This is a genomic window from Vibrio sp. 10N.222.52.B12 (genome assembly GCF_002875385.1).
In the GTDB taxonomy this organism is placed as follows: domain Bacteria; phylum Pseudomonadota; class Gammaproteobacteria; order Enterobacterales; family Vibrionaceae; genus Vibrio; species Vibrio jasicida.
Genome location: NZ_MDAW01000160.1, coordinates 17,818 through 34,167, shown reverse-complemented (window position 1 = coordinate 34,167; position 16,350 = coordinate 17,818). Strand labels below are relative to the sequence as shown.

17 protein-coding genes are annotated in these 16,350 nt (G+C 44.1%); 11 read left to right on the top strand and 6 right to left on the bottom strand.

Going from position 1 to position 16,350, the window contains the following annotated elements:
- The first annotated feature begins 55 nt into the window (after nucleotides 1–55).
- The gene (locus BCT11_RS25465) at nucleotides 56–634 is read left to right on the top strand and encodes a thymidine kinase (RefSeq protein ID WP_038867139.1); all 579 of its coding nucleotides are present in this window, start codon (nucleotides 56–58) and stop codon (nucleotides 632–634) included.
- 75 nt (nucleotides 635–709) lie between these two features.
- Here BCT11_RS25465 and BCT11_RS25460 read toward each other — a convergent pair whose 3' ends face one another.
- Genes BCT11_RS25460 through BCT11_RS25450 form a run of 3 tightly spaced genes read right to left on the bottom strand, consistent with a single transcriptional unit; the run spans nucleotide 710 to nucleotide 3,076 of the window.
- Nucleotides 710–1,348 (bottom strand): YdcF family protein, encoded by a 639-nt coding sequence (locus tag BCT11_RS25460; RefSeq protein WP_045404470.1) that lies wholly within the window; start codon nucleotides 1,346–1,348, stop codon nucleotides 710–712.
- The gene (locus BCT11_RS25455; protein ID WP_102389572.1) at nucleotides 1,345–2,172 is read right to left on the bottom strand and encodes an NAD(P)H-binding protein; all 828 of its coding nucleotides are present in this window, start codon (nucleotides 2,170–2,172) and stop codon (nucleotides 1,345–1,347) included. Before BCT11_RS25455 ends, BCT11_RS25460 begins: the two co-directional genes overlap by 4 nt.
- A gap of 28 nt (nucleotides 2,173–2,200) precedes the next feature.
- A complete protein-coding gene (locus BCT11_RS25450) occupies nucleotides 2,201–3,076 on the bottom strand; it encodes a LysR family transcriptional regulator (RefSeq protein WP_038867146.1) in 876 nt (291 codons plus the stop codon).
- An 89-nt stretch (nucleotides 3,077–3,165) separates the two neighbouring features.
- Between BCT11_RS25450 and BCT11_RS25445 the strand changes: the two genes are divergently transcribed.
- On the top strand, nucleotides 3,166–3,591 hold the full coding sequence (locus tag BCT11_RS25445; RefSeq protein ID WP_038867149.1) for a PACE efflux transporter: 426 nt from the start codon (nucleotides 3,166–3,168) through the stop codon (nucleotides 3,589–3,591).
- Nucleotides 3,592–3,673: 82 nt separating this feature from the next.
- Here BCT11_RS25445 and BCT11_RS25440 read toward each other — a convergent pair whose 3' ends face one another.
- The gene (locus BCT11_RS25440) at nucleotides 3,674–3,910 is read right to left on the bottom strand and encodes a TIGR02647 family protein (protein WP_038873668.1); all 237 of its coding nucleotides are present in this window, start codon (nucleotides 3,908–3,910) and stop codon (nucleotides 3,674–3,676) included.
- Between the two features lie 299 nt (nucleotides 3,911–4,209).
- Here BCT11_RS25440 and focA point away from each other — a divergent pair, with 299 nt between their 5' ends.
- The gene (gene focA / locus BCT11_RS25435) at nucleotides 4,210–5,070 is read left to right on the top strand and encodes a formate transporter FocA (RefSeq protein WP_038873665.1); all 861 of its coding nucleotides are present in this window, start codon (nucleotides 4,210–4,212) and stop codon (nucleotides 5,068–5,070) included.
- Nucleotides 5,071–5,128: 58 nt separating this feature from the next.
- Here the strand turns inward: focA and BCT11_RS25430 are convergent, their stop codons facing one another.
- Both BCT11_RS25430 and BCT11_RS25425 read right to left on the bottom strand, forming a co-directional pair.
- Nucleotides 5,129–5,266, bottom strand: coding sequence for a hypothetical protein (locus tag BCT11_RS25430; protein WP_102389571.1), 138 nt, complete (start codon nucleotides 5,264–5,266; stop codon nucleotides 5,129–5,131).
- Nucleotides 5,267–5,523: 257 nt separating this feature from the next.
- Nucleotides 5,524–6,318 carry an ABC transporter permease gene (locus BCT11_RS25425; RefSeq protein WP_102389570.1) on the bottom strand — a complete coding sequence of 265 codons (795 nt, stop codon included), beginning with the start codon at nucleotides 6,316–6,318 and terminating at the stop codon, nucleotides 5,524–5,526.
- 464 nt (nucleotides 6,319–6,782) lie between these two features.
- Between BCT11_RS25425 and torE the strand changes: the two genes are divergently transcribed.
- The 8 genes from torE (at nucleotide 6,783) to BCT11_RS25385 (ending at nucleotide 16,304) form a co-directional block, all read left to right on the top strand.
- A complete protein-coding gene (torE, locus tag BCT11_RS25420) occupies nucleotides 6,783–6,962 on the top strand; it encodes a trimethylamine N-oxide reductase system protein TorE (RefSeq protein WP_005450728.1) in 180 nt (59 codons plus the stop codon).
- Between the two features lie 50 nt (nucleotides 6,963–7,012).
- A complete protein-coding gene (gene torC, locus BCT11_RS25415; RefSeq protein WP_038873660.1) occupies nucleotides 7,013–8,197 on the top strand; it encodes a pentaheme c-type cytochrome TorC in 1,185 nt (394 codons plus the stop codon).
- A 25-nt stretch (nucleotides 8,198–8,222) separates the two neighbouring features.
- Entirely contained in the window at nucleotides 8,223–10,685 is a 2,463-nt protein-coding gene (gene torA, locus BCT11_RS25410; protein WP_038873657.1) for a trimethylamine-N-oxide reductase TorA, read from the top strand.
- A gap of 199 nt (nucleotides 10,686–10,884) precedes the next feature.
- Nucleotides 10,885–12,627: an alpha-galactosidase gene (locus BCT11_RS25405; protein ID WP_102389569.1), complete on the top strand. Its 1,743-nt coding sequence runs from the start codon at nucleotides 10,885–10,887 to the stop codon at nucleotides 12,625–12,627.
- A gap of 146 nt (nucleotides 12,628–12,773) precedes the next feature.
- Entirely contained in the window at nucleotides 12,774–13,682 is a 909-nt protein-coding gene (locus BCT11_RS25400; protein ID WP_102389568.1) for a metal ABC transporter substrate-binding protein, read from the top strand.
- Entirely contained in the window at nucleotides 13,682–14,536 is an 855-nt protein-coding gene (locus tag BCT11_RS25395; protein WP_102389567.1) for a manganese/iron ABC transporter ATP-binding protein, read from the top strand. The genes BCT11_RS25400 and BCT11_RS25395 overlap by 1 nt, the downstream gene beginning before the upstream one ends.
- A 12-nt stretch (nucleotides 14,537–14,548) precedes the next feature.
- Nucleotides 14,549–15,457: a metal ABC transporter permease gene (locus tag BCT11_RS25390; RefSeq protein ID WP_038881427.1), complete on the top strand. Its 909-nt coding sequence runs from the start codon at nucleotides 14,549–14,551 to the stop codon at nucleotides 15,455–15,457.
- Nucleotides 15,450–16,304, top strand: a complete 855-nt coding sequence (locus BCT11_RS25385; RefSeq protein ID WP_102389566.1) for a metal ABC transporter permease — start codon at nucleotides 15,450–15,452, stop codon at nucleotides 16,302–16,304. The genes BCT11_RS25390 and BCT11_RS25385 overlap by 8 nt, the downstream gene beginning before the upstream one ends.
- The last annotated feature ends 46 nt before the right edge of the window (nucleotides 16,305–16,350 follow it).

Genomic DNA, 16,350 nt, shown 5'->3' with positions numbered 1-16,350 from the left:
TATTTTAGGACTAGACACTTTTATAAATTCTAAACTTTAACGAAGGTAGTGCTCTGTGGCTCAGATGTATTTCTATTACTCGGCGATGAACGCGGGTAAATCAACGACTCTTCTTCAATCTTCTTTCAACTACCAAGAGCGCGGTATGACGCCAGTGATTTTCACTGCGGCACTTGATGATCGCTACGGTGTTGGCAAGGTAAGTTCACGTATTGGTTTGCAATCAGACGCACAGCTGTTCCGTCATGATTCCAACCTATATCAAGAAATCGCTGCACTGAATGAAGTGGAAAAACGCCACTGTATTTTGGTTGATGAATGTCAGTTCTTGTCAAAAGAACAGGTTTACCAACTAACTGAGGTGGTTGATAAGCTTCATATTCCAGTACTTTGTTATGGCCTTCGTACCGATTTTCTTGGCGAACTTTTTGAAGGCAGCAAGTACCTATTGTCTTGGGCTGACAAATTGGTCGAATTAAAAACTATCTGTCACTGTGGCCGTAAAGCAAATATGGTGATTCGTACTGACGAAAGCGGCGTTGCTATCAAAGAAGGCGATCAAGTTGCTATTGGTGGGAATGACAGCTATGTATCGGTTTGTCGCCAACACTACAAAGAAGCACTTGGCAAGTAAACGGCTCTTGATAAGAGAAAGCCACCAGATTTGGTGGCTTTTTTATTGTTTGTTAGCTGGTGGTTGAGTGAAGAATTACACTAGACCAAGTTCAAACTTTTCTTGCAGTGCTTGATAAGAGGATTCAACGTGAGCAGGAATTTCTTGCTCGGTTTGAAAGCCTTTTTCTGGGTAGGTTTTAATCCTAGAAAAATCTTCCATTAACGCGGCTAAAACCATCATCAACGGCATGTCTTCATTGATGTATTCAAAGAAAGGATGTGCGGTTGAGGTCACTTGTAGTTGTGAATATGAAGATTGCCACTGTTTTTCGAAAGTGGCGATGGCGCGTCTTTCCATAAATGGCTTCTGAACTAGAATCAGAGAATCACAGCAGATCCCTTTTTCTATCAACAACTGTTCAGTGAATCGAACATTCTCGCCGCTGTTGCTCGATTTTGTCTCTACAACAATGGACTCACTTGGGACGCCAGCGATTCTCGCAATTTCAGCAAAGGTTTCGGCTTCGCTTTTCTCAAACAAGCCATCTGTAAATCGCCCTTCACCTCCAGAAAACACAATCAAGGGCGCAAGTTTTTGGTGGTAAAGCTTAGCGGCGTATTCAGCAACACGCAGGTCATTACTGCACATAACAAACAAGCAGTCAGCCGATTTTAAGTCATGTTTGAGCTGCATGTAGTCCCACAAGGTTTCGATGTGTTGATAGAGTTTCATAGTGCATCCAGCGTTGAGTTGAGTTGGAACTGGTAGCCAAGCGCAATAAGCTTGTCAGCAAGGATTCGTTTATCGGCAGTTTCAGTGACTGGTGGGAGGGCAATATCTAAATCACTTCTTGTAATGGCCGCTTGGTAAAATTCGGCTTTGCTGACGGTATTCGGCGTTGTGGCGTTTACAACTTCATTGCTGATTTGATTGAGAGCGAAAGCCGTTGCCGCCACAGCATCGTTTTGATGCACCATATTCGCAGGGGCTTTACGGCTCACTTGTTTCAATCGCAGTGCAAAGCGAGAAGGGTGGCGGTCAGAGCCGATTAAACCACTACAACGGACGATGGCGTAATCGATACCGGAATCAATCACGTATTGCTCAGCTTGTAGCATAATGCGGGCGTTGTCAGAGAAGTGTTCTTTCGTCTGGGCCAATGCCAATGTGGCGTCTTCTTCTTTCATATCGACGGCTAGGTTTGGGTATACCGTCGTTGAGCTGACCATCAAAATCTTTTCAACGCTACTCACTTTTACCGCTTTACTTAAGCGATGCCATTGCTGTGCATACTCTTGCCCATTTCCTTTACGAAAGCCAGGAGGGAAAGCGCCGACAATACGTTCGATATGGTGCTGTTTGATGATATCAATGAGTCGCTGCTCAGAGTTCGGTTCATTGAGATCGAGCAGAGCAGTTTGAACGGAAGGTATTGGAAACTCATCCAATCGAGTTTGGCTGCGTCGAGTGACGATAACTTGATGTCCTTGGTCAATAAGCGTTTGTGCAAGTGGTGTGCCTAACCAGCCTGCGCCGACGATCAATGTATTTGCCATCTGTAAGTTCCTACTTCTTCATCCCTGATTAAGATTCAAACAGGGTTTGTAATTCTAATCTGGCTTGTTGGTGTAGAGGATCGGAGTGCCATTTCTGATGTTGTATCAGATCGATGTTGACTTGCCATGCCAGTTTTGTGAATTCTTCGCCAATTTTGATCAGCGTATTGGGTGCATGTGACACCAAATGGTTTGGAAGAAAACACCAACCAAATCCCTTATTTGCCAGTTCTAATAAGATGTAATAATTATCAGCGTACCAGATATCTGGGCTAACCGCCTGATTGAGTCCGCTCGTATCGGTATTTTTTGAACGTATAACCAGTTGTCTATGTTGCTTTAACTCATCGATATGACGCACTTTTTGTTTCGCTAAAGGATGCTGGGAAGAAACAAAAACGTCAAAACCGATATTACCTAGGTTTGAGTAATCGATATTCTGTGGCATTTGTAAGTCGCTGAGAATAATACCGGTGGTTGCTCGACCTGATTTAACGAGTTCGATGATATCTGGACTGGAGCCTGTTAAACATTCAACTTGGATATATGGGAATTGTTGCTCTAGATTTTTGAGTGCTTGGGGTAGGTTAGTCAGAGGGATACCTTCGTCAACCGCAAGAATAAACTGCGTCGCGTGTGGTGAAAACAATTGAGATGCTTTGTTATTCAGTCGGTCGAGTTGACTGATGGTGGCTAACGCGTAGGGCAAAAGTTCATGGCCTTTTTCGGTGAGTTTTGGGTAGCGTCCTGTTCTATCAAACAGGTCGACGCCACAATCGAGCTCCATGTTCATCACGTGTTGGCTTACCACGGACTGAGCTCGTCCAAGTTTTCGTGCAGCTGCAGAGAAAGATCCTGCTTCAGAAGTTGCGACAAAGGCCTGTAGTTGTTCAATAGTAAACATATCGTTTTTACCGATGGTATCTAACTTTTACTTATCTAGATGATAGATAAAATGTCAGCCATTGAGTAGAACAATTTAGGTAAAAACACATGGCACGTAACGAACGTATCTTTCACGCTATCCTATTTGAGCTGTTTGCATTGGCGATGATTATCCCAGCGGCTTCACTTGTCACAGGGAAAGGCTCAAGCGATTTGGCTGTCGTTGGTATTGGGTTAAGCTTGTATACGGTAGTCTGGAATTACATTTACAATTTGTATTTTGACAAATGGTTTGGGTCAAACCGAGAAGAAAGAAGTTTAATGGTGCGTATTGGTCACACGGTTGGATTTGAAGGTGGGTTGATATTTATCACCATTCCGGTCATTGCGTGGTTCTTACAAATTACATTGCTGCAAGCACTCGCATTAGAAGCTGGATTCTTAATCTTCTTTTTGTTTTATGCAACTGGCTTTAATTGGGTTTATGACAAGGTCAAACCTTACGGCAAAATGAAAAAGCTGATCGCTCAATAAGAATTCAGAACGAATGACAAAAACAGAAAAGCCACCGAAAAGGGTGGCTTTTTACTAAGAAGATTGGAACAAACTTGTGAGATTACTCTGCTGAAAGAACTCGAAGGATCTTGTCGGCATGTTCTGCAACTTCGATTCCTTCGTCGGTTAAATAACCACCATCAGGCTGAGTGCATAGTTGTTTTTCGTATAGGCGGGCAACCGCTGCCTGCATGTCTTCTGAAGCTTCTTTATGGACTTTAATGCCCGTAGCTGCACTGGTTAAGTCGAATTGAAGAAGTAGGTTCAGTTCGGCGATGTGGTCAGCTGAATATTTCATAGGTAATTCCTTTGTGCTTTTTTATCCAAGCTAGTCTGAAAACTTAGGTTGAGCAATAGAAAACCGTGAGAAGTGTTAAGTGTGGCGCTATCGGCCTGATATAACGCGGAATTTTTATTCGATGGTAAACATCGCTCCCAAATATTAATGATGGTTAAGACAAGAACTCATAGTTGAGTTTTATCGATCACTCTCTCAGCAACAACAAATTTAGTAAACATGAAAAATAGCCCTTGAAAAACTCTGGAAATGGAGCGATTATCCGCGCCTCGTTAATTGTTTCTAAATGTTACACTTCCATGAACTTCAATCAGTTTGACTCACTCTTACCACCTCAGGCTGCTGAACGTGCCGCCGAAGTAGGTGTTGGCAAAGCGACTAAAGCCCCAATGAAGTCTTTTCTGCTCGCTATTTCAGCAGGTCTTCATATCGGTATCGCTTTCATTTTCTATACAACCGTTACCACTGGTGCGGGCGATATGCCTTGGGGTATTACTCGCTTAATCGGTGGTTTGGCTTTTAGTCTTGGTCTTATTCTAGTCGTGGTGACAGGTGGTGAGTTGTTTACCAGTTCTGTACTCACACTGGTTGCACGCGCAAGCGGCAAGATTTCATGGAAAGCCTTAATGAAGAACTGGCTGGTTGTGTACTTCGGTAACATGGTTGGCGCAATATTGCTGGTGGTATGTATGTTGATCACTAAGCAATATATGTTCGATGGTGGCCAAGTAGGTCTGAATGCGATGGCTATTTCTCAGCACAAACTGCATCATGGCTTCTTCCAAGCGATTGCGCTGGGCATCATGTGTAACGTTTTAGTTTGTATCGCGGTTTGGATGACCTTCAGTGGTCGTACGCTAACAGACAAAATTGCCGTTATGATTCTGCCTGTAGCGATGTTTGTATCAGCAGGTTTTGAACACTGTATTGCAAACATGTTCCAAGTGCCGATGGCGATTGGTATTAAATACTTCGCTCCAGAATCGTTCTGGCAAATGACAGGCGCGAATATCGCAGATTATGCAGATTTGAATATGGTTGGCTTTATCATGAACAATCTTATTCCTGTAACGATTGGCAATATCATTGGTGGCGGTGTCTTCGTAGGCATGTGGTATTGGATGATTTATCTACGCGATGAAGATAAGCACCTTAAATAGAATTGAAAAAGGCAAGCCAACTTGGGCTTGCCTTTCTTTTATCTGCCGTTTGAAAGGGTTAGATTAACTCTTCGTTAATACCAAACTCCTTCGGATTCCAGTGAGACGTTATTTCTCTTGGCTCTTGTACCAACCAGTCCACTGGTGAATCTGACAGCAATTCATCTGCGTTTTCCTGCATGATTAACTTATCCATAGTGACTCCTCCCTTTGTGGTTAACTGCACTCTAGAGTCTCCATATGTCAGTTGAATGACTGCTTTATGACCATTTGGGGGGGCGTGGGAGATAATGGCTTCTAATTGATGTTATGTTTCTGGTTGCTTATGGGTTTTGGTGGTTTATCCACATTTTCTGTGGATAACCTGTCTTAAAGATCGTGTGTATCTTTTTGGAACAAGAAAAATTCATAAAATGAGATGCTTATGTGGTCATGTATTCGCCATTCGACTAGTTAATCCTTGTTGATAAACTTAACTTTCACGCGACCTTCTCTTGTTTGTACACAGCTCAATGTCATTTCCAATGTAATCGCAACAGACACACTTAGCATGACGAAAATCGCCAACATGATTACCAATTGATACTTAATTGCCACCATTGGGCTAGCTCCACCAAGGATTTGGCCTGTCATCATCCCAGGAAGGGTCACTAACCCCGTTGTTGCCATAGATGCGAGGATTGGGGCAAGCGACTTACGTAGTGCTTCTTGAAGGAAAGGGAATGACGCGTATTTTGGTGAAGCGCCAAGTGAGATTGCGACTTCGTACTCGGATTTTCGTTGTTCAAACGCAGTGAATAGGTTTTGCAAAGCAACAATATTACTACTCAAACTGTTCCCTAACAGCATGCCAGCTAAAGGAATTAAGTACTGGGCGTTGTAGAAGGGGACCGGTTTTACCAAGCCTAAGATTATGCCAGCGAGTAGGGGGAAAAGGCTGCACGTTAAGCCTGTGATGAGAGGGAGCATTAGCGGTCTTCTGGGAAGGTTCGCTTTGCCTACAATCGAACTCGCCCCAACGACAATCATGACCAACAACCAGACAAGATTCACAGTTAAGCTATTCAGTTTAAATAGGTACTCAAGATAAACACCCACTAAGAGCAGTTGTACGGTCATACGGGCAATACTGATGGCAGTGTCTTTGGCTATGCCTAATTTGTATCGAGCATTAATGGCAAAGGGAACGATAAGGATCAAACTAAAAAGTGCGAGCTCAAACCAATTAATATCTACAACTTGATTCATAAATGTTCCCCCAAAAACAACGCTTTGATTCTAACGAAGTAGTATGGGTTTATGAATTGCTAAGCTCTGTTTTTTTGCAAACTTATCGATAAAAAAGTCAGTCGGATTCTGTGAATTTTTCTTAACATAACGTTCACAAGGTATTGTCTTTAGTCGAAAAAATAGCGGTTTAGTAGCACGAAAAAATCCATTTAAATGTAAACAAAGTTATCTTTATGTTGTATCTTTAACAAGGTTGCAAAAGACTTATTTTTTCACATCTGTTAATAATTTTAAATAAAGAATATCAATCAAACACATCTCTGGATGAGCTCAAAAAAGTGTTGGATAACAAGGTATGAAGCGTCAGATTTGATTGAACCTTACTGATAGTATGGTCTAACATTTTCCAATAGAGATTGTAAAAAACTTAAGCTTGGTAAGACAGGCTTTCCAATAACACTAGATACAAAATAGGCAAATGTATGAGTGATGTTAACAAAATTGAGAGTGGTGAAAAACGCTCACTGGAGTGGAAGTCTTTCCTCTTCATTGCAGTTGTTCTCTTCCCAATTCTGAGTGTGGCTTTCGTAGGTGGCTACGGATTTATTGTTTGGGCACTTCAAGTGTTCTTCTTTGGTCCCCCAGGTGCGCACGGCATGTAAGCCAGTGAGCTCATAACCACACTTTAGAAAAGATTTTAAGAGAGCAAATAATGAAATCATTAATCATTAAACTGTGGCGTACTATGACGCGCCCGGCAGTTCATATCAGCCTTGGTGTGCTGACTATGGGCGGTTTCATCGCTGGTGTTATTTTCTGGGGTGGCTTTAACACAGCCCTAGAAGCAACCAACACAGAAGAATTCTGTATCAGCTGTCACACAATGCGTGACAACGTATACGTTGAACTACAAGACACTGTTCACTGGAAAAACCACTCTGGTGTTCGTGCAACTTGTCCTGACTGTCACGTTCCTCATAACTGGACAGATAAGATCGCTCGTAAAATGCAAGCGTCTAAAGAAGTATTTGCACAAGTATTTGGTAACTACGATGAACCAGGTGTTTTTGAAGAGCGCCGTATCGAACTTGCTAAACACGAATGGGATCGTTTCTCTGCAAACAAATCTCTAGAGTGTAAAAACTGTCACAACTACGACTCTATGGATTTCGAGCAAATGTCTCCAACAGCTCGTATCCAAATGAAACAAGCTGCTGAAAAAGATCAGAGCTGTGTTGACTGTCACAAAGGCATCGCGCACAAACTTCCAGCTGGTATGGACAGCATCGGTGGTATTGTTGGTGACCTAGAAGGTATGGCATCTAACACAGATTACGGTGTAGGTCAGGAGCTAGTAAGTGTTCGTCACTTACCAATCTACTTCGACGATAAAGGTGCGAAAGAAGCAGGTCTTCTAAACCCAGCATCAACAGTGAAAGTTCTTGAAGAAAAAGGCGACTACGTTGAAATCGAAATCGACGGCTGGCGTAAAGCGAAAGGCTTTGGTCGTGTAATCCAAGAAGACTTCGGTAAAAACATCGCAGTAGCTTCTCTACTTAAAGACGCTGCAACAGACGCTGACGTTGTAACGGCTGGTGAGAAGAAAGTGGATGAGCTAACAGGTCTTCCTTGGGAAAAAGTGGCTGCGAAAGTATGGATCAAGAAAGAATCTATGCTGAACGACATCACGCCTGTATGGGAAAAATCAGCAGAAGCATACAAAACAAACTGTTCAGTATGTCACACACAACCAGCTGAAGCGCACTTCGATGCGAATACATGGCCAGGTATGTTTGACGGTATGCTAGCGTTCGTTAACCTAGATACAGACAGTGAAGCACTGATCTTGAAGTACCTACAGAAGCACTCTTCAGATTATGCTGAAGGCCACCACTAATAAGCGTCGGATTGGAGTAAATTAAATGGCTATTACACGAAGAAGTTTTCTTAAAGGTGTAGCAACCACAAGTGCAGCGTCAGTTATCGGTCCAAGCTTATTGGCTTCAGCATCTGCAAATGCAGCTGAGACTACGGGTACTTGGAAAGTAACAGGTTCACACTGGGGCGCGTTCCGCGCCCACATCTACGCGGGTAAAGTTCAAGAGATCAAACCGCTAGAACTAGATAAGAACCCAACAGAAATGTTGAACGGCATCAAGGGCATCATTTACAGCCCATCACGTGTTCGTTACCCAATGGTTCGTCTAGATTGGCTTAAAAAGCACAAATACAGCGCGGAAACGCGTGGTAACAACCGTTTCATCCGTGTTACATGGGATGAAGCTCTAGACCTGTTCTACCGTGAGCTAGAGCGTGTTCAAAAAGAATACGGTCCATGGGCTCTACACGCAGGTCAAACAGGTTGGAACCAAACTGGTGCGTTCAACAACTGTACTGCACACATGCAACGTGCGGTAGGTATGCACGGTAACTTCATCACTAAAGTAGGTGACTACTCTACTGGTGCGGGTCAAACCATCATGCCTTACGTACTTGGTTCTACAGAAGTATACGCACAAGGTACGTCTTGGTCTGAAATCCTAGAGAACTCAGACAATATCGTTCTTTGGGCAAACGACCCAGTGAAAAACCTACAGGTAGGTTGGAACTGTGAAACGCACGAGTCATTTAAGTACCTAGCGCAACTGAAAGAAAAAGTAGCGAAAGGTGAGATCAACGTTCTATCTGTAGACCCAGTGAAGAACAAGACTCAGCGTTACCTTGAAAATGACCACTTGTACATCAACCCGCTAACAGACGTAGCATTTATGCTTGCTGTTGCGCACGTGTTGTACAATGAAGACCTATACGACAAGAAGTTCATCGAGACTTACTGCCTAGGTTTTGAAGACTTCATCAAGTACGTTCAAGGTGAAACGAAAGATAAAGTTGTTAAGACGCCTGAGTGGGCTGCACCTATCTGTGGTGTGAAAGCGGACAAGATTCGTGAATTCGCACGCATGTTAGTAAACGGCCGTACACAAATCCTGATGGGTTGGTGTATCCAGCGTCAAGAGCACGGTGAACAACCATACTGGGCAGCTGCAGTTGTGGCAGCAATGGTTGGCCAAATCGGTCTACCAGGTGGCGGTATCTCTTACGGTCACCACTACTCAAGTATCGGTGTTCCTTCAACTGGTTTCGCGGGCCCTGGTGGCTTCCCTCGTAACCTAGACACAGGTATGAAACCGAAGTGGGATAACAACGACTTTAACGGTTACAGCCGTACTATCCCTGTTGCACGTTGGATCGACTGTCTTCTAGAGCCAGGTAAAGAGATCAACTACAACGGTGGTAAAGTTAAGCTTCCAGACTTCAAGATGATGGTGATCTCAGGTAATAACCCATGGCACCACCACCAAGATCGTAACCGCATGAAGCAAGCATTCCAAAAGCTTCAGACTGTGGTAACTATTGAGTTTGCGTGGACTGCAACATGTCGTTTCTCTGACATCGTTCTACCAGCTTGTACTCAGTGGGAACGTAACGATATTGATGTATACGGTTCATACTCGAATAAAGGTTTGGTTGCTATGCACCGCCTAGTGGATCCATTGTTCCAATCTAAGCCAGATTTCCAAATCATGAGTGAGTTGACTCAACGCTTTGGTCGTCGCGACGAGTACACTCGTGGCATGAGCGAAATGGAATGGATCCGTAGCCTGTACAACGATTGTAAGAAAGCGAACGACGGTAAGTTCGAGATGCCAGAATTTGAAGAGTTCTGGGAACAAAGCGTACTAGACTTCGGTGAAGGTAAGCCTTGGGTTCGTCACGCTGACTTCCGTAAAGATCCAGAAATCAACCCTCTGGGTACGCCTTCTGGCTTCATCGAGATCACTTCTCGTAAGATCGGTCGTTACGGTTACGAACATTGTCAAGAACACCCAATGTGGTTCGAGAAATCAGAACGTTCACACGGTGGCCCTGGCTCTGACAAACACCCGTACTGGCTACAATCTTGCCACCCGGACAAGCGTCTGCACTCTCAGATGTGTGAATCTGAAGATTTCCGTGCTACTTACGCTGTTCAAGGTCGCGAGCCTGTATACATCAACCCAGCTGATGCGAAAGCAAAAGGCATTAAAGACGGTGACTTGGTACGTGTATTTAACGACCGTGGTCAACTTCTTGCTGGTGCGGTTCTAACAGACAGCTACCCACGTGGTGTTGTGCGTATCGAAGAAGGTGCATGGTACGGTCCTCTAAACGAGAAAGTAGGTGCAATCTGTACTTACGGTGACCCTAACACACTAACTCAAGATATCGGTTCTTCTGAGCTAGCACAGGCGACTTCTGCGAACACATGTATCGTAGACTTCGAGAAATTCACTGGTAAAGTTCCACCAGTGACTTCATTCGGTGGTCCAATCGAAGTTGCTTAATAACAGCACTAAGCTTTAAATGAAATACCAGCCTTCGGGCTGGTATTTTTTTAACCAAAATTTCAGTGAGCATTCTCTCAATACTTATTTGATATAATTAGGAACGATGTCGATTCGTGATGTCGATAACGATTTGGGGGAGAGAAGCAAAGGATAATGAAGGAAACAACACAATAATAATCAAGTGAGTAGATTTTCTATGGCTCAAACCATTCAATTGGCCAATCACACTGAAATAACGGTGATGGATAACGATCTTCAGTTCGAAGTCGTTGGTAACCAACTGCACTTTTCGTTTGCGGGGATTCACAACAAAACCTACAGCGAACGAGAAGTACTATTTGAAATGCCTTTCTTGTATGAGCAAGGAGCGACCGTTATTGGTGACGGCTTCCAGATGCTCGCTCAAACTTCGGGCACCATTTCTCACCCCGTCGATATTGGCCGCTGTCCTGATAACAATGCGTCGTATCGAATCTATCCGGAACATGCGCTAAAACGTTACTACAACTATCTCGTTGTAGAAGATGCTGCAGGCTATACCTTGTTTGGTTTCACCTCATGTCATCGTTTTGCGGGTTATTTTGATGTTGTTCAACATGGTGATCATTGGATTCTATCTGCTGCTCTCGATGGTGAAATGACACAAGTGGCCGATTGGGCGCACAATACCCTTGAATCTGTTGCCGTTTTACGTGGTGATTCTCTGTCTGAACTCTACGCTGAATACAGTGAGATGATTGCAGAACATCACTCCGTGCGTAATGGTGTTTTACAAGATGCGCCAATTGGGTGGTGTTCTTGGTATGCATATTATGCGGAAGTGACTGAAAATAACGTCCTAGAAAATGTTGAATGCATGCAAGATAAGCTGTCTGAGCTTGAATGGGTATTGTTGGATGATGGCTACCAAGCTTTCATGGGCGATTGGTTAACGCCTTCTGATAAGTTCTCTGGTGGTGTAAAAGAGCTTATTCATAACATTCGCGCGAAGGGCAAGAAGCCCGCGATCTGGATGGCACCATTCATTGCCCAACCAGAATCAGAAATCTTCAAAAAGCATCCTGAATGGTTTGTGCGTCACGAAGACGGAGACCTCCTGAAAGCTGAAGATGTCACCTATGGTGGTTGGCGCTGTACACCTTGGTACATTCTCGATACTTCAAACCCTGAAGTTCAAGATCACTTAACTTACGTCGTATCTGTCATGCGAGAAGAGTGGGGTGTTGAGCTATTCAAATTAGACGCAAACTACTGGGGCACTTTAAAAGGTAAGCGCAGTCAATCGGGCGTAACCGGTGTAGAAGCCTACCGCATGGGGATGGAAGCGATCGCCAAAGGGGCAGGGGATGCATGGCTATTAGGCTGTAACGCGCCAATGTGGCCTTCTTTGGGCTTAGTCGATGCAATGCGTGTGTCTGACGATGTCGAGCGCCATAGTCATCGCTTTGAGCAAATCGCTAAAGAGACTTTCTTCCGCAGTTGGCAACATCGTAAGTTGTGGCAAATCGACGCTGATTGTGCGACGTTTACTTCACTTCCAAACCAAGCCGCTTCCCGAGAAGACTACCAATTTCATCGCAATGCTCTATTAGCTTGTGGTGGCTTACTGCTTTCTGGTGATCCTTTGCCAGAGATTACGTCATTTGCGAGTAAGACACTCTCTAAACTAATGCTGCGCCAGCGTCGAAATCAAGAGGCTGCCAAGTTTACTGCGCTAGGCTTAAATCACGCATTTTTGCCGCTGACCTCCAAGAATGACCTACATTGCTTGTTTAACTACACCAATGATGAACCTATGGAATTTACCCTCACAGCCGACCAACCTACCGATTGGTACGATTTTTGGACCGGAGAAAAAATCAACCAAGAGCCGTGCCAATTATTGTTGATCAACTTAGATAAAGGATTGAATGCGAAAGCAATTGTGACGGCTGTGTAAAGGGCTGTTCAAAACGATCTCACACTTTTCATAAGATAAGAGTTAAAAACACTGTAAATGATAACCATTATCATTTACAGTGTTGCTATTGGAATGTAGAATCATTCTAACTTTCAAAGTAACTTTGCCTTCTGGAGAAAACAAGGATGAGATTGAAACTTGGTGCTTTAGCCAAACCTGTAGCTGTACTTCTGTCATTATTATCATTGGGATTGAGTGCGTCAGCGGTGGCTGATGAGAAATTTAAAGTCGTGACTACCTTCACCATTATCGCTGACATGGCGAAAAATGTTGCTGGTGATGCTGCTGTTGTCGAATCCATTACGAAGCCCGACGCTGAAATCCACAATTATCAAGCTACGCCAGGAGACATTCGTCGTGCTCAAGGCGCTGACCTTATTCTTTACAATGGACTGAACCTAGAACTGTGGTTCAAGAAATTTTTCAAAAACCTGCACGATGTTCCAAGTGTGATTGTCACGGAAGGCATCAAACCAATGAGCATCACGCAAGGCCCATACAGTGGTAAGCCCAACCCACATGCTTGGATGTCCCCAAGTGACGCGTTAATTTATGTCGACAATATTCGAGATGCTCTCGTGAAATATGACAGCGTTAATGCGGAGACTTACCAGAAGAATGCAGAAGCCTACAAAAAGCAGATCATGGACATGGTGCAGCCAATCCGTGAAAAAGTCGCTCAAATCCCAGAAGACCAACGTTGGTTAGTGACCAGTGAGGGGGCGTTCAGCTACTTAGCTCGCGATTTTGGTTTAAAAGAGCTGTACCTATGGCCAATCAATGCAGATTCACAAGGCACACCACAACAAGTTAAACGTGTCATTGATGAAGTTCGCTCCAATAAAATCCCAGCGGTCTTTAGCGAAAGTACGGTTTCTGCTAAGCCAGCGCAACAAGTTGCTCGAGAGACGGGGGCGACATACGCAGGTGTCCTTTATGTTGACTCGCTAAGTAGCCAAGATGGTCCAGTCCCTACGTTTTTGGATTTATTACAAGTGACGTCTAATACAATTGCAGAGGGTCTAGAGCAGTAATGACGGGTATTAAAGTATCGGACATCAGCGTCACTTATCGTAACGGACATACCGCACTGTATGACGCGAGTTTTACACTTCCAAAAGGGTCGATTACGGCCCTTGTTGGAGTGAATGGAAGTGGTAAGTCTACGCTATTCAAATCGATCATGGGTTTTGTTCCGGTGAGCCAAGGATCGGTCGAGATCCTTGGTCTCCCAGCTAAAAAAGCGCTTAAGCAAAATGTGGTGGCTTACGTTCCACAGAGTGAAGAAATCGACTGGAATTTTCCCGTATTGGTCAAAGACGTTGTCATGATGGGACGTTACGGTCATATGGGGTTGTTGCGAATTCCAAAGCAAAAAGATCATGACATGGTGACGGCCGCGCTGGATCGCGTGAACATGACGCCTTTTAGAAAACGCCAAATTGGGGAACTTTCCGGCGGTCAGAAAAAGCGAGTATTTCTGGCAAGGGCATTGGCTCAAGAGAGCAACGTTATTTTACTCGATGAACCTTTTACTGGGGTCGATGTTCAAACCGAAGATCAAATCATGGCATTGCTTCGTGACCTACGTGACGAAGGCAAAGTGATGCTGGTTTCTACCCATAACCTCGGCAGTGTTCCAGACTTTTGTGACCGTACCGTATTGATCAATCGAACGGTATTGGCATCTGGTATGACTCGTGATGTTTTTACACCTGAAAACCTTGAACTTGCTTTTGGTGGGGTCCTTCGTCATTTCATCCTTGGCGGTAAAGACCTTCATGAAGACGATGATGAACGTAAGCTGACAGTCCTTTCAGATCACGAGCGTCCGGTCGTGATGTATGGCGAGCAGCAAGCGGTACCTGTTTCTAGAGTTGAGAAGTAAGGAGTTCATTTAATGGATTATTTACTTGAACCATTTCACTACGGCTACATGGTAAATGCGATGTGGGTGAGTGCGCTTATCGGTGGTGTTTGTGGCTTTTTATCGACATACCTGATGCTCAAGGGCTGGTCATTGATTGGTGATGCATTGTCTCACTCGATTGTTCCCGGTGTTGCTGGAGCTTACATGCTTGGTCTGCCATTTGCCTTTGGTGCGTTTCTATCTGGCGGTCTTGCAGCCGCAGGAATGTTGTTTTTAAGCCAAAGAAGTAAATTAAAAGAAGATGCTATTATAGGCCTGATTTTTACCTCCTTCTTTGGGTTGGGTTTATTTCTTGTCTCTTTGTTTCCTGCCGCGGTTAACATTCAAACCATCGTCTTAGGCAACGTATTGGCCATCACACCAACGGATACGTTTCAGCTAGTCATAATCGGGGGGATATCGCTGGCAATATTACTTGTCAAATGGAAGGATCTAATGGTGGTTTTCTTCGATGAAAATCACGCACAGAGTGTTGGCCTGAATCCAACCAAGCTTAAAGTACTATTCTTTACACTTCTTAGTGCCTGTACGGTTGCAGCGCTACAAACGGTAGGGGCGTTTTTGGTGATTGCCATGGTAGTGATTCCAGGGGCTACGGCTTACCTAATGACCGACCGATTCTCTAGGGTGATCGTTTATGCCGTTATCATTGGTGCATTGAGCTCGTTTTTAGGCGCTTATATTAGCTACTACATCGATGGTGCGACAGGAGGAATCATTGTGCTACTGCAAACTGCTTGCTTCTTAACTGCGTTTGTCTTTGCTCCTAAACATGGACAAATCGCCATTAGGCGTAAAAGTAAGCAACAATTGACACGAAAACAGCGTGATGGATCTTCAACCATTCCAATGATGAGTAAGGAGCAAAAAAATGCTTGATACTCTCGTTATGCCATTTACGTTCACCTTCATGCAGCAGGCTTTCTTAATCGTCTTGTTGGTTGCTATTCCCACGGCTTTGCTCTCGTGCTTTCTTGTATTGAAAGGATGGTCATTGATGGGCGATGCCATCGCGCACTCCATTTTACCCGGTGTTGTTATTGCTTATATCTTGGCGATCCCATACACAGTTGGTGCGTTTTCTGCGGGTATTTTCTGTGCTCTTTCTACGGGGTACTTGAAAGAAAACAGCCGTATTAAAGAAGACACTATCATGGGTGTTGTCTTCTCCGCTATGTTTGCGTTGGGCCTTGTTTTAATGACCAAAGTTGAGGTTGGCGTTCATTTAGACCATATCTTATTTGGTGATGCTTTAGGGGTAAGTTGGGCCGATATTATCGAAGCGGCGATTGTCGCTTTGCTGGTGGTTCTTTTTGCCGTGTTCAAGGGTAAAGACCTTCTGGTGTTTGTTTTTGACCATCAGCACGCCCAAGCAATTGGCTTGCCTGTTAAGTTCCTGCACTATGGTTTGTTATCGCTTCTGTCCCTGGCTATTGTGGCAGCTTTAAAGGCGGTGGGGATGATCTTAGTGATTGCGATGCTTATTGCTCCAGGCGCCACGGCATTTTTGCTAACACGCCGATTCCATAGCATGGTGTTATTAGCATTGTGTATCTCGTTACTCAGCGCGTTTTTGGGTGTTTATCTGAGTTTCTTTATTGATAGCGCACCAGCGCCAACCATTATCCTGATCATGACGCTCAAGTTTATCTGTGTTTTTTGTTACACAAGTTATAAGAACCAAAAAGTGGAAGTGAGCTCCGGTGATACTGTGAAGCAGTTTTAAGCTACCTCTCTTCTAAAGCCCAAGCGTTAAACTGCTTGGGCTTTTT

What these genes read in the sequence shown, in the direction of transcription:
- BCT11_RS25460 (WP_045404470.1), bottom strand. Translation starts at nt 1,348, where the DNA reads ATGAAACTCTATCAACACATCGAAACCTTGTGGGACTACATGCAGCTC.
- BCT11_RS25455 (WP_102389572.1), bottom strand. Translation starts at nt 2,172, where the DNA reads ATGGCAAATACATTGATCGTCGGCGCAGGCTGGTTAGGCACACCACTT.
- BCT11_RS25450 (WP_038867146.1), bottom strand. Translation starts at nt 3,076, where the DNA reads ATGTTTACTATTGAACAACTACAGGCCTTTGTCGCAACTTCTGAAGCA.
- BCT11_RS25445 (WP_038867149.1), top strand. Translation starts at nt 3,166, where the DNA reads ATGGCACGTAACGAACGTATCTTTCACGCTATCCTATTTGAGCTGTTT.
- BCT11_RS25440 (WP_038873668.1), bottom strand. Translation starts at nt 3,910, where the DNA reads ATGAAATATTCAGCTGACCACATCGCCGAACTGAACCTACTTCTTCAA.
- focA (WP_038873665.1), top strand. Translation starts at nt 4,210, where the DNA reads ATGAACTTCAATCAGTTTGACTCACTCTTACCACCTCAGGCTGCTGAA.
- BCT11_RS25430 (WP_102389571.1), bottom strand. Translation starts at nt 5,266, where the DNA reads ATGGATAAGTTAATCATGCAGGAAAACGCAGATGAATTGCTGTCAGAT.
- BCT11_RS25425 (WP_102389570.1), bottom strand. Translation starts at nt 6,318, where the DNA reads ATGAATCAAGTTGTAGATATTAATTGGTTTGAGCTCGCACTTTTTAGT.
- torE (WP_005450728.1), top strand. Translation starts at nt 6,783, where the DNA reads ATGAGTGATGTTAACAAAATTGAGAGTGGTGAAAAACGCTCACTGGAG.
- torC (WP_038873660.1), top strand. Translation starts at nt 7,013, where the DNA reads ATGAAATCATTAATCATTAAACTGTGGCGTACTATGACGCGCCCGGCA.
- torA (WP_038873657.1), top strand. Translation starts at nt 8,223, where the DNA reads ATGGCTATTACACGAAGAAGTTTTCTTAAAGGTGTAGCAACCACAAGT.
- BCT11_RS25405 (WP_102389569.1), top strand. Translation starts at nt 10,885, where the DNA reads ATGGCTCAAACCATTCAATTGGCCAATCACACTGAAATAACGGTGATG.
- BCT11_RS25400 (WP_102389568.1), top strand. Translation starts at nt 12,774, where the DNA reads ATGAGATTGAAACTTGGTGCTTTAGCCAAACCTGTAGCTGTACTTCTG.
- BCT11_RS25395 (WP_102389567.1), top strand. Translation starts at nt 13,682, where the DNA reads ATGACGGGTATTAAAGTATCGGACATCAGCGTCACTTATCGTAACGGA.
- BCT11_RS25390 (WP_038881427.1), top strand. Translation starts at nt 14,549, where the DNA reads ATGGATTATTTACTTGAACCATTTCACTACGGCTACATGGTAAATGCG.
- BCT11_RS25385 (WP_102389566.1), top strand. Translation starts at nt 15,450, where the DNA reads ATGCTTGATACTCTCGTTATGCCATTTACGTTCACCTTCATGCAGCAG.